The 12,009-nt window shown below is 64.6% G+C and carries 11 protein-coding genes and 1 pseudogene; 2 read left to right on the forward strand and 10 right to left on the reverse strand.

The genetic code is table 11. The annotated features are described in order from the left end of the window. From QFZ54_RS00500 to QFZ54_RS00545, 10 genes and pseudogenes are all read right to left on the reverse strand, one after another. A complete protein-coding gene (locus QFZ54_RS00500; RefSeq protein ID WP_307083385.1) occupies positions 1-456 on the reverse strand; it encodes an EF-hand domain-containing protein in 456 nt (151 codons plus the stop codon). Between the two features lie 8 nt (positions 457-464). Continuing rightward, entirely contained in the window at positions 465-1,490 is a 1,026-nt protein-coding gene (queA, locus tag QFZ54_RS00505) for a tRNA preQ1(34) S-adenosylmethionine ribosyltransferase-isomerase QueA (protein ID WP_307083386.1), read from the reverse strand. Between the two features lie 7 nt (positions 1,491-1,497). Beyond that, complete coding sequence (locus QFZ54_RS00510; RefSeq protein ID WP_307083388.1) at positions 1,498-2,223, reverse strand: peptidylprolyl isomerase; 726 nt, start codon at positions 2,221-2,223, stop codon at positions 1,498-1,500. Between the two features lie 220 nt (positions 2,224-2,443). Next, positions 2,444-2,950, reverse strand: coding sequence for a pantetheine-phosphate adenylyltransferase (coaD, locus tag QFZ54_RS00515; protein ID WP_307083389.1), 507 nt, complete (start codon positions 2,948-2,950; stop codon positions 2,444-2,446). A 9-nt stretch (positions 2,951-2,959) separates the two neighbouring features. Next, complete coding sequence (locus QFZ54_RS00520; RefSeq protein ID WP_373458404.1) at positions 2,960-3,853, reverse strand: polyprenyl synthetase family protein; 894 nt, start codon at positions 3,851-3,853, stop codon at positions 2,960-2,962. 4 nt (positions 3,854-3,857) lie between these two features. Beyond that, positions 3,858-4,097 (reverse strand): exodeoxyribonuclease VII small subunit, encoded by a 240-nt coding sequence (locus QFZ54_RS00525; protein WP_056060585.1) that lies wholly within the window; start codon positions 4,095-4,097, stop codon positions 3,858-3,860. 65 nt (positions 4,098-4,162) lie between these two features. Further along, on the reverse strand, positions 4,163-4,360 hold the full coding sequence (locus tag QFZ54_RS00530; protein ID WP_307083396.1) for a hypothetical protein: 198 nt from the start codon (positions 4,358-4,360) through the stop codon (positions 4,163-4,165). A 70-nt stretch (positions 4,361-4,430) separates the two neighbouring features. After that, a complete protein-coding gene (locus QFZ54_RS00535; protein ID WP_307083399.1) occupies positions 4,431-6,116 on the reverse strand; it encodes a GGDEF domain-containing protein in 1,686 nt (561 codons plus the stop codon). Between the two features lie 662 nt (positions 6,117-6,778). Next, a pseudogene (gene clpA / locus QFZ54_RS00540) lies at positions 6,779-9,095 on the reverse strand (ATP-dependent Clp protease ATP-binding subunit ClpA). Between the two features lie 323 nt (positions 9,096-9,418). Further along, positions 9,419-9,613, reverse strand: a complete 195-nt coding sequence (locus QFZ54_RS00545; RefSeq protein WP_307083401.1) for a DUF1192 domain-containing protein — start codon at positions 9,611-9,613, stop codon at positions 9,419-9,421. Positions 9,614-9,685: 72 nt separating this feature from the next. Between QFZ54_RS00545 and QFZ54_RS00550 the strand changes: the two genes are divergently transcribed. Together QFZ54_RS00550 and QFZ54_RS00555 are read left to right on the forward strand one after the other, a co-directional pair. Then, positions 9,686-10,693: an NAD(P)H-quinone oxidoreductase gene (locus QFZ54_RS00550; RefSeq protein ID WP_307083403.1), complete on the forward strand. Its 1,008-nt coding sequence runs from the start codon at positions 9,686-9,688 to the stop codon at positions 10,691-10,693. 324 nt (positions 10,694-11,017) lie between these two features. Continuing rightward, complete coding sequence (locus QFZ54_RS00555; RefSeq protein ID WP_307083405.1) at positions 11,018-11,902, forward strand: UDP-2,3-diacylglucosamine diphosphatase; 885 nt, start codon at positions 11,018-11,020, stop codon at positions 11,900-11,902. Positions 11,903-12,009: the final 107 nt, after the last annotated feature.

Raw genomic sequence — 12,009 nt, forward strand, 5'->3', positions numbered from 1 at the left:
TTACTTTTTCTTGCGGATGCCGTAGCGATCGCCGACCGGCGCGCCGCGGATGGTGATGAGTTCGGCGCGGGTCAGCACGCCGTCCTTGTCGCGGTCGAACCGCGCGAAGAACTGCGCGAACCGCGTCTGGAGTTCGGCGAGCGTGATCCGGTTGTCGCCGTCGCGATCGACCTCGAACGGGCTCGGCAGCGCATTGCGATCCCCCAGCCACGCCTGCTCCCAATCGGCATAGGCGATGTATCCGATCGATCCGGTCGCGGCGCCCTCGGCGGTGGCGTAGCTCCGCGCGACCCCCGCGGTCAGTTCGGCCTGCGTCACGCGGCCATCGCCATTCGCATCGCAGGCGGCGATGAACATGGCGGCTGGTTCGGCGAAAATCGTTGCAGGCGGCTGTGGCGTCCCCGCGGGCGGCGGCGCGGCGGTAATGGCCTGGAGCAGAGCGAAAGTGAGCAGCATGCCGCCCGTCATGGCAGCAGAAGCGAGGCGTCGCCATAGCTGTAGAAGCGATACTTTTGAGCGATCGCATGCGCATACGCCGCCTGCATCCGCTCGCGCCCTATCAGCGCCGAGACCAGCATGAACAACGTCGAGCGCGGCAGGTGGAAGTTGGTCATCAGTCCGTCGATGCCGCGAAAGCGATATCCCGGCGTGATGAAGATGGCGGTGTCGCCGTCGAACGGGCGGATCACGTCGTCCTCGCCGGTCGCGCTCTCGATCAGCCGCAGAGACGTCGTCCCGACCGCGATCACACGACCACCGTTCGCGCGGACCGCGTTGAGCCGATCGGCGGTGGCGGCATCGATCCGACCCCATTCCGCGTGCATCTTGTGCTCGGTCGTGTCGGTCGCCTTCACGGGAAGGAACGTCCCCGCGCCGACATGCAGCGTCAGCGTGGCATGCCCGATGCCCGCCGCATCGAGCGCCGCCATCAGCTTCGGCGTAAAGTGCAGCGCCGCCGTAGGAGCCGCCACCGCACCCGGCTCGGACGCGAACATCGTCTGGTAATCGTCTGCATCGCGTTCGTCGGTCGGGCGCTTACCAGCGATATACGGGGGCAGGGGCATGTGCCCCGCGCGTTCTAGCAGCAGTTCGACCGGCTCGTCGCCCGCGAATACCAGCGCGTAGCTGCCGTCATCCTCGCGATCGACCGCCGCCGCGCTGACTCCGTTGCCGAAGTCGATCACATCGCCGTCGCGCAGCCGCCGCGCGTTGCGGATGAACGCCCGCCACCGCCGCGGCCCCTCGCGCTTGTGCAACGTCGCGCCGATCTTGGCATCGCCGCGCCGTCCATCGAGCTGCGCCGGGATCACCCGCGTATCGTTGAACACGAGCATGTCGCCACGCCGCAGGAGCGAAGGCAGGTCCGACACGCCCGCATCCGTGGTGCGATCACCTTCGAGCACCAGCATCCGCGCAGCATCGCGCGGCGCCGCAGGGCGGAGCGCGATGTTGTCGGTCGGCAGGTCGAAGTCGAAAAGGTCGACGTTCAACGCGAGATCACTTCTTTGCAGGAGCCTTCTTTACCGGCGCCTTGCGAGCAGCCGGCGCGAGCTTTGGCTTGGCCGCGTTCGAGCCCGTAGCCGTACCAGGCAACGTCACCGGTGCACCGAGTGCAGGGGCCGGAGGACCAGCGATATACGCCGGAGGATTGTCTGCGGCGATATACGCATGGACGATCCGCGACGGGTTCGCCGGCGGCTCGCCGCGCTCGATCGCATCCACGTACTGCATCCCGTCGATCACGCGACCGAATACGGTATATTTCTTGTCGAGGCTGAGCCGCGGCTGGAAGACGATGAAGAACTGGCTGTTCGCGCTGTCTTCCTTGTCCGACCGGGCAGCCGACACCGCGCCGCGGACGTGCGGCAGGTAATTGAACTCGGCCTTCACGTCGGGGAGCGTCGAGCCGCCGGTGCCGTCGCCCTTGGGATCGCCGCCCTGCGCCATGAAGCCATCGATCACGCGGTGGAATGCCAAGCCGTCATAGAAATGCTGGCGGGTCAGCGTCTTGATCCGCTCGACCATCAACGGCGCGACGTCGGGACGCAGCCAGATCGTCACGCGCCCACCGGTCGACAGGTCTAGCAGCAGCAGGTTCTGCGTATCCGTGGTCAAGGGCGGGGTCGCGCGAACGGCAGGTGCCGCGGCCTCATTCTTCTGCGCACTCGCCGGCACCGTGACAAGGCACCCGAGCAACGCGAACATTCCGACGAAAAAGCGCATCAAATTCCCACTCGCAATACGCCCGGCGCAACCAGGCTGCCGCCACTTAGAGCAAATCCCCGCTTGCGCCAATCTGAACGTGAGGGGACGATGAGCTACTACTGCTCCCCTCCCTGAAAGGGAGGGGCCGGGGGTGGGTAGGCCAGCTTGAGCCATAAACCGTGCCGCACGCAGAACCCAACCCACCCCCCCCCTCCCTTCCAGAGAGGGGGGAAGGAGATCAGCTCCCCTTGCGCCCGATCTTCTCGACCCGCGCGACGACCTCTTCGCGCACCGCTTCCGGCACGAATTTGGCGATATCACCGCCGTACAGCGCGATCTCCTTGACCAGCCGGCTCGCGATCGGCTGCAACGCGACGTCGGCCATCAGGAACACCGTCTCGACGCGCGGATTGATCTGCTGGTTCATCCCCGCCATCTGATACTCGTATTCGAAATCGGCGACCGCACGCAGCCCGCGGACGATCACCTTCGCGCCCTGCCGCTCGGCAAAGTCCATCAGCAGCGAATCGAACGCGACCACGTCGATGTCGCCATCGACGTCCGCTACCTCGCGGCGCACCGTCGCCATCCGCTCTTCGATCGTGAACATCGGCGACTTGGACGGGTTGGTCGTCACCCCGATCACCAGCCGGTCGACCAGCTTCGCGCCGCGCCGGATGATGTCCATATGACCCAGGGTGACGGGATCGAAGGTCCCCGGGTAAACGCCAATCCGTGCGGTCATGCTGATCTCCTAGCGGTCGCGTTCGAGCACGAAGCGGGCGATATCCCGCAGCAGATCGGCTTCCTTGCCGTAGCTATGCAAATGCGCGATCGCCTGGTCGACCAGCATCCGCGCCTGTTCGCGCGCACGCTCGGGCCCGAGCAGCGACAGGAACGTTTCCTTGCCCGCAACCTCGTCCTTGCGCAGCGACTTACCGACCACCGCCTCGTCGCCCTCGGCATCGAGCAAATCGTCGGCGATCTGGAACGCGAGCCCCAGGTCATGCGCATAGCCACGCAGCCCTACGCGACCTTCCGGCGGCAACCGCCCCAGAATCGCGCCAGCCTCGACCGAAGCCGAAATCAACGCACCCGTCTTCATCTGCTGCAACCGCGTAACGGTGTTGAGGTCGAACCGCGTCGCCTCAGCCTCGATATCCATTTTCTGCCCACCGGCCATGCCGTTAGGGCCAGCAGCCCGCGCCAGGTCCATGACCAGTTCGATCCGCACGAACGGGTCGGCATGCGTCGCCGGATCAGCCAAAATCTCGAACGCCAGCGCATGCAGGCAATCGCCCGCCAGGATCGCAGTCGCCTCGTCAAAGACCTTGTGCACGGTCGGCTTGCCGCGGCGCATGTCGTCATTGTCCATCGACGGCAGGTCGTCATGGATCAGCGAATAGACATGGATCGCCTCCAACGCTGTCGCCGCCCGTGCCGAGCATTCCCGCGCGACGTCGAACAGGTTGGCGGTGGCGAACACCAGCAACGGCCGCAGCCGCTTGCCCCCGCCGATCGCCGCATGCCGCATCGCCCGGTAAAGGTCGCCACGCGGATCGTCGGGGATCGCCAGCAGCTGGTCGAACTGCCGGTCGATCTCGACCGAGACCTCGGCGAGTGCTGTCTCGAGCGTGACGGAACTCACCGCGTCAGCCCGCCGCAAACGGGCGGACGCCGGCAGGCTTGCCGTCGCCATCGAGCCGGATGGCCTCGATCCGCGCCTGCGCCGCATCGAGCCGGTCGGCGCAGCGCTGGCGCAGCTTGTTGCCGCGCTCGTACAGCTCGATCGCCTGCTGGAGCGGCGTATCGCCACTTTCCAACTTCCCGACGATAAGCTCGAGTTCCTTCAGTGCATCCTCGAACGCGAGGTCTTCGATCGGCGTGTCCATGCCCGCCGCTATGGCGCAGGCACGCGACAGGGGTCAAGGATGTGCGCTGAGGATCGTAGTCCGTTTCAGCGAAGCCGGTTCACCGTCCAGGTATAGAGCACCGACACACCGACCAGCCCGAAATCCACCGCAGCCTGCATCCTGTGTGGTGCCGGATCGCTCGCCTCATGCGTGATCAGCCGGAAGTCTGCCGTCGGATGGCGCGCGGCGAGCGCAACCAGCGCGAGCCCCGCAACCGCCAGCACAACTCTACGATCGCGCATCGTCCATCTCCTGCAAGCTTCCATCATGCCGCAGTCGCCCGCGTATCGCAAGCCGACCGGCCCGCCGACCTCAAGCCGCGATCGGCAGCATCCCGGCATCGCGCGACCGATCGCGTCCGGCGCCCTTCGCCGCGAACAACGCCCGGTCGGCGCTGCGATACAGCGCCTTCCAGTCCGCCTCGCGTAACAATGGCCCGGTACAACTGCCGATGCTCGCGGTTATCGCCATGTCGAACGGCATCCGCTGGCTCCGCAACCGTTCGAGGATCGTCTCGGCCAGGACCGGCGTCGCCGCATCCACCAGGATCGCAAACTCCTCGCCACCGATCCGTGCCACCAGCGCATCGAGCGGGACCGCATTGCGCAGGACCCGCGCGACGACCCTCAGCACCTCGTCGCCGCCGTCATGTCCGATCGTCTCGTTGACGTGCTTGAAATGATCGACGTCCGCGATCAGCAGCATCTGGTCGCCCGGCCGTCCGATCGCCCGGTCCAGGAACGCGCGGCGATTGAGCAGCCCGGTCAGCGGCTCGGTATCCGCGAGCAACCGCGCGGCGATCTCCTGTTCGCGCGCCTCGTCGCGCTCGACGCTCAGCAAACGGATCCGGTACGCGATCGCGAGACTGGAGAGCAGCGCCTCCAGCATCATCGAGATCATCGTCGAATTGTCGATCCAGAAGCTCCAGGCCAGCAGGCCAAGCGCACCGGCGATCCGCAGGCCCGCGAACACGATCGGGACGCCCCATGCCAGCGCGAACATCCACAGGTAATTGCTGCGGACCCGCCAGGCTCGATACAGGATCGGCGGCACCATCGCGATCAACGGAAGATAGCTGAGCGTCAGCAGGCGATCGAGCCAATAGATTTGCCACGGCGCCAGTATCATGAAGGCAACGCTGGTCGTCGCAAGCGTGGCAAGCGCCACGTTGCTTGCGCGGCGCGTCCACCCCTCGAACACGCCGCGCTCGAAGAACGCGCGCGCGAAGATCATCACCATGCTCGCAGAGACGGCGAGCAAGAAGACGTTGACGCGCAGGCGTATATTGTTGTCGAGCCACGGGAACAGTTGGCCAAGCGCCGCCGAAGACGAGAACGCATAGCCGAGCAGGCACAGCACGAGCAGGCAATAGACCGGCTGGAACGACTGCCGCAGCGCACCCCACAACGCCAGATTGTAGACGATCAGAGCGATCGCCATCCCGGCAAAGCTTGCATAGAGCGCCGACAGCCATTTCTCGCTTTCCGCAGCCTCCAGCGGTGTCGCGAGCGACGCCCCGAGCACGACGCCGCGCAGGTTGGCCGCCCCCTCGACATGCCAGAGCAATCTTACCGGACGCGCGGCGTGCGGCGGCAGCGTCAACGACAAGGACGCGCCGATCCTCAGATGACGGCCCGCGGTACGACTGGTGAAGCCGGTGCGGCGAATCGCACCGTCCGCATACAGCACGTACAACGTCACGCGATACTGCCAGACGCTGGCAGTCCTCGCATGCAGTTCGGGAGCGCCTGTCAGGTCCGTCGGCAAGATCTGCGACAGTACCCAGTAATCTCCGGATCCGAAATGCCACTGTGGTGTCGCGCAGTCGAACCGCGACGGGGTCCTGAACAGCGCGGGAGCGGTAAGGCCGGGGGTCGACGGCGTGATGCACACGGCCAGCGGCCGACCGGTCATGGCTTCGGCGGGCGCCTCCCAGAACATCGTCAGCGTCATCGCAATAATGCCGATGAGCCAAATGATACGAAACCCGAACCTCATGCAGAACACCGTTAAGACCCCTTCACCAATTAAAGGTAAAGACTGAGCCCGTCGCGCGGCGTTCATTGCAATTCAGTTCAAATCGGCTCGATCTACGCGTTTCATCGACCCGTAAACTACGGAACTATGGAGCAAATGACGATCAGCTGGTCACGATTAAATTGATGGCGGACGATCAGGGTATAATCGAAATGGGTGTATGCCTGTGCTATCTTTGGCCCTCCGTCGCCGTCCGTGCAGGGCCGCCACTGTCGCGATCACGCGCGCAGGACAGTCTACGACGACCGATCGCCAAGCTCGCATGGGACTTCACCTTCCCAACCGACAAGGCCTAAAGTACAAGGATCGTGCGGCGCCCAAGGCTTCACCTCTATGGGGAAGGGGGCCGGATGCGCCTCCTCCTTTTTACCGGTCGCTGAGGCTCCGGCGACCCAACCCGCGCGATCCTCCCCCATCCCGTTCGTGCCGAGTAGAGGTCGAGCGCAGTCGAGGCCTCGTATCGAGGTACAAGGCAAAGGCAGGCCAGCCCTTCTATACGGCGCCGCAACATGGTCGACGTATACTCGGCACGAACGGCAGCGGGCCAGTGGGCCCACACCGCCATCGAAGGTGCCACATGCAAAAGACCCGGCCTGGACCATCCCGGCCGGGTCTAAGGTCGCTTACTCGGCGTCGACCGTCTCGGTCTTGCCCTTCTTTTTCGGCTTCTTTGGTGCTGCAGGCTCGATCGCGAACGACAGAGCGCCGTCCTTCATCTTCACCGTCACCTCGCCGCCATGGACGAGCTTGCCGAACAGCAGTTCCTCGGCGAGCGGCTGCTTGATCTTCTCCTGGATCAGGCGACCCATCGGCCGTGCGCCGTACAGCTTGTCATAGCCCTTAGTCGTGAGCCACGCCTTCGACTCGTCGTCGAGGACGATATGCACGCCGCGGTCGGCCAGCTGGAGTTCGAGCTGAAGGATGAACTTGTCCACCACCCGCGCGACGACCTCGGTCGGCAGATACCCGAACGGCACCACCGCATCGAGACGGTTGCGGAATTCCGGCGTGAACATCTTCGTCACGGCCACCTCATCCTCGCCCTCGCGCGTCAGGTTGCCGAAGCCGACCGTCTCGCGCGCCATGTCGCTGGCGCCCGCATTGGTCGTCATGATCAGGATGACGTTGCGGAAATCGACCGACTTGCCGTGCTGGTCGGTCAGCCGCCCGTTATCCATCACCTGCAACAGGATGTTGAACAGGTCCGGATGCGCCTTCTCGATCTCGTCGAGCAACAGGACGCAATGCGGGTTCTGGTCGATCGCATCGGTCAGCAGACCACCCTGGTCGAACCCAACATAGCCGGGAGGCGCACCGATCAAACGACTGACCGAATGCCGCTCCATATATTCGGACATGTCGAACCGCTGGAGCGGAATGCCCAGAATCGTCGAAAGCTGCTTGGCGACTTCGGTCTTGCCGACACCCGTAGGGCCGGTGAACAGATAGTTGCCGATCGGCTTCTCCGGCTCGCGCAGACCCGCCCGAGCCAGCTTGATCGCCGAGCTGAGCTTCTCGATCGCCGCATTCTGCCCGAACACCACCCCGCTTCAGATCCGTCTCGAGCGTGGCCAGTGCCAGCTTATCGTCGGTCGAGACCGACTTCGGCGGGATGCGTGCCATCGTCGCGATGACCTGCTCGATCTCCTTGGGGGTGATCGTTTTCTTGCGCTTGTTCGGCGGCACCAGCATCTGCATCGCGCCTACCTCGTCGATCACGTCGATCGCCTTGTCCGGCAGCTTGCGGTCGTTGATGTACCGCGCCGACAGCTCAACCGCCGACTTGATCGCATCCGGCGTGTACTTGACGTTGTGGTGATCCTCGAACGCCGAACGCAAGCCAGCGAGGATCTTGATCGTATCCTCGATGGTCGGCTCGTTCACGTCGATCTTCTGGAAGCGCCGCAGCAACGCGCGGTCCTTTTCGAAGTGGTTACGGAACTCCTTGTACGTCGTCGAGCCGATGCAACGAATGGTGCCACCCGACAAAGCAGGCTTGAGCAGGTTCGACGCATCCATAGCGCCGCCACTCGTCGCGCCCGCACCGATCACGGTGTGGATCTCGTCGATGAACAGCACTGCATCCGGCAGCTTCTCGAGTTCGTTGACGACCGCCTTCAAGCGCTCCTCGAAGTCGCCACGATACCGCGTTCCCGCCAGCAGCGCGCCCATGTCGAGCGAGTAGATCACCGCCGGCAACAGCACGTCGGGTACGTCGCCCTCGACGATTTTCCGCGCAAGGCCTTCTGCGATCGCGGTCTTGCCGACGCCGGGATCACCGACATAGAGCGGGTTGTTCTTCGACCGGCGGCACAGGATCTGGATCGTGCGATCCACCTCCGGGCCGCGCCCGATCAGCGGATCGACCTTGCCGGCCTTCGCCTTCTCGTTGAGGTCGACGGTGAATTGCTTGAGTGCGCTTTCCGTCTTCTTCTCCTGTCCCTTAGTCGGCTTCTCGTCGTCGGCACCCTTGGGCGTCGAGGCTTCGGTCGCCTGCTGGCCACCCTTGCCGACACCGTGACTGATGAAGCTGACCGCATCGAGGCGGCTCATGTCCTGCTGTTGCAGGAAATAGACGGCATAGCTCTCGCGCTCGCTGAACAGGGCGACAAGCACATTGGCGCCCGTTACTTCGTCGCGGCCCGAGGACTGGACGTGCAGGATCGCGCGCTGGACGACACGCTGGAACCCGCTGGTCGGGGACGGATCGGTCGCCGCATCGACCTTCAGCGCATCGAGTTCGCTGTCGAGGTAATGCGCGACGGTGTTCTTCAGTTCGCCGATCTCGACGTTGCATGCGGTCATGACCTTCGACGCATGTTCGTCGTCGATCAGTGCGAGCAGCAGATGCTCCAGCGTCGCATATTCGTGGCGCCGGGACGATGCCGCCTCGAGCGCCTTGTGCAGCGTGGTCTCGAGGGCGGGTGCAAATGATGGCATTTACAATACTCCTGTCGGGCCGCGAGAACGCGAGCCCTTTGCCACTATGTCGGAACTGATATCGGTCGCATCAAGCACTTGAACCCGGCCCCATCCGTTCCTGCGCTGTCCGAAAATCGAATGATCCGCTAAACCCGACGAAGATGCCTTATCTGCTCCGTCATCCTGGGCTCGACCCAGGATCCAGAGCCATGAGGGCTGCCCGCTGTAACCCTGGATCCCAGCGTTCGCTGGGATGACGGCCGGGTAGTGCGGTTTGGCATTGGGCGAGACGAAGGTACAGGTCGATGCCGTGGCAGCGAACACAGGCACCGCCGCGACGGTCACCGCCTGAACAGGTCGTCGGCGATGGCGCGGTGACTGACCGCGCGGTCCTTCTTCAGCTGGCAGCGCGCGATCTCGCCCTGCAGCACGGTGATCCGCGCATCGAGCTCATCGACCGACAAAGGATCGAGGTCCTGCCGCACCAGTGCGTCAAGCAGATCGTCGGGACGGGAGGGGGCGTCTTCCAGGTCCATCGTGCCTGCAACGTTGACCCGCACCAGAGTGATGTCAATAAGGCGCTGAAATCAAATGGGGCGTCCGCGCTGATGACAACCGATACCATACCCGACGTCATGAAGGCGATCGACCCCGAACAGCCGGGGGGACCCGAGGTGCTGGTGCTCGTCGAGCGCCCCGTACCAAAACCGGGGCAGGGGGAGGTTCTCGTCAAGGTCGCGGCGGCGGGCGTCAATCGTCCCGAGGTGATGCAGCGCCAAGGCAAATACCCGCCCCCGCCGGGTGCGCCGTCGATCCTTGGCATGGAGATTTCCGGCACGATCGTCGCGGTCGGCGACGACGTCGGCGACGAACAGATCGGCCAGTCCGTCTGCGCGCTGATCTCCGGCGGCGCGTATGCCGAGTACGCAGTCGCGCCGTTCGGCCAGTGCCTGCCCGTGCCCGATGCCCTCACGATGACCGAAGCGGCGGCGATGCCCGAGACGCTCTTCACCGTCTGGACCAACCTCTTCGAACGCGCTTACGCGATGGAGGGCGACACCGTCCTGGTTCACGGCGGCACCAGCGGCATCGGCACGATGGCGATCGGCCTGTGCAACGTCTTCGGCATCGACATCATCGTGACGGCCGGCTCGAAGGCCAAGTGCGAAGCGGCGCTAAGCCTCGGCGCCACCCACGCGATCGACTACAAGACCGAGGATTTCGTCGAGCGCGTGAAGCAGATCACCGGCGGCAAGGGCGTCGCCGCGGTGCTCGACATGGTCGGCGGCGACTACGTCCCCCGCAACCTGCAATGCCTCGCCGAAGACGGTCGTCACGTCTCGATCGCGGTCCAGGGCGGTATCACGGCGACGGTCCCGCTGTTCGAGATCATGCGCCGCCGCCTGACGCTGACCGGCTCGACGCTCCGCCCCCGCGACACCGCGTTCAAGTCGCTAGTGGCGGACGAACTGGCGCGCACCGTCTGGCCGCACGTCGAGGCCGGCAAGCTGAAACCGGTCATCGACCGCGTCTTCGCGTTCGCCGACGCCCCGGCCGCCCATACCCGCATGGAAGCCGGCGACCACGTCGGCAAGATCGTCCTGACGATGGGGTGAGGGGGCGCCCGCCCCACAACACACCACCACCACCCCGGCGAAGGCCGGGGCCCAATTGGGAACGTCGAGTAAAGATCCACAGCCCTCTGTTACCATAACCTTTCCAATTGGGCCCCGGCCTCCGCCGGGGTGGTGGGATATGTGGGTAAACCCAGAACCAAGCTTGTTCTCCCGCGAAGGCGGGAGCCCAGTCCGGATCCCCGCCTTTGCGGGGAAACACGCTATACTCGGTGATGACTTCTAACAGTCATTGGACTGCGACTACCCTGTCACAATACTCGGCTAATACTCGCGGTAAGGGATACCTTGCCGGGGGACAGGCTCATGAACGCCGTTACGACGTTTCCGCCATCTAGCGTCTTGGGCGCCGACATCACCGATATCGCCGACTTCATCCATTCCCGGCCCGCCGCGCCCGAGCCGATCGTCGAGCGCCGCCAATATCGCACGATCTGGATCTCCGACGTCCATCTCGGCACGCGCGGCTGCAACGCCGGGATGCTCAACGACTTCCTCGACCACGTCGACAGCGAGACGATGTACCTCGTCGGCGACATGATCGACGGCTGGCGGCTGAAGAAGAAATTCTACTGGCCCGCCGCGCACAACGACGTTCTGTGGCGGCTGCTCAAGCGCGCCAAGCGCGGCACGCGCGTCGTCTACATCCCCGGCAATCACGACGAAGTATTCCGCCAATATTCCGGGCTCGACTTCGGTGGCATCTCGATCCGGCGCAAGGCGATCCACGAAACCGCCGACGGCCGGCGCCTCCTCGTCCTCCACGGCGACGAATTCGATGCGATTACGCTAGCACACCGCTGGGTCGCGCATATCGGTGACGCCGCGTACACGATGTTGATGGGGCTGAACCGCTGGGTCAACGGCGCACGCCGCCGGATGGGCATGCCCTATTGGTCGCTGTCGAAGCACGCCAAGGCGAAGGTCAAGAACGCGGTCGCCTTCATCTCGCACTTCGAGGAAGTCGTCGCCCACGCCGCCGGCGTCCGCGGCGTCGAGGGCGTCGTCTGCGGCCACATCCACACCGCAGAAATGCGCGAGATCGCCGGGATCGCCTATTACAATGACGGCGACTGGGTCGAGGGCTGCACCGCGCTGGTCGAGCATTTCGATGGACGGATGGAGTTGCTCCACTGGGCCGACGAAATCGCCGCCCGCGAGCGCGATAAAGTCGTCACCCTAGCCGCCTGACCCAAAACCCTCTCCCCCTCGGGGAGAGGGAAAGACGCGAAGCGGCGCGGGTGAGGGCAAGTCCACAACGCCTGTGAACAGCGTGCCCTCACCCTCCCACCGCAAGC

The sequence above is a fragment of the Sphingomonas faeni genome (genome assembly GCF_030817315.1).
In the GTDB taxonomy this organism is placed as follows: domain Bacteria; phylum Pseudomonadota; class Alphaproteobacteria; order Sphingomonadales; family Sphingomonadaceae; genus Sphingomonas; species Sphingomonas faeni_C.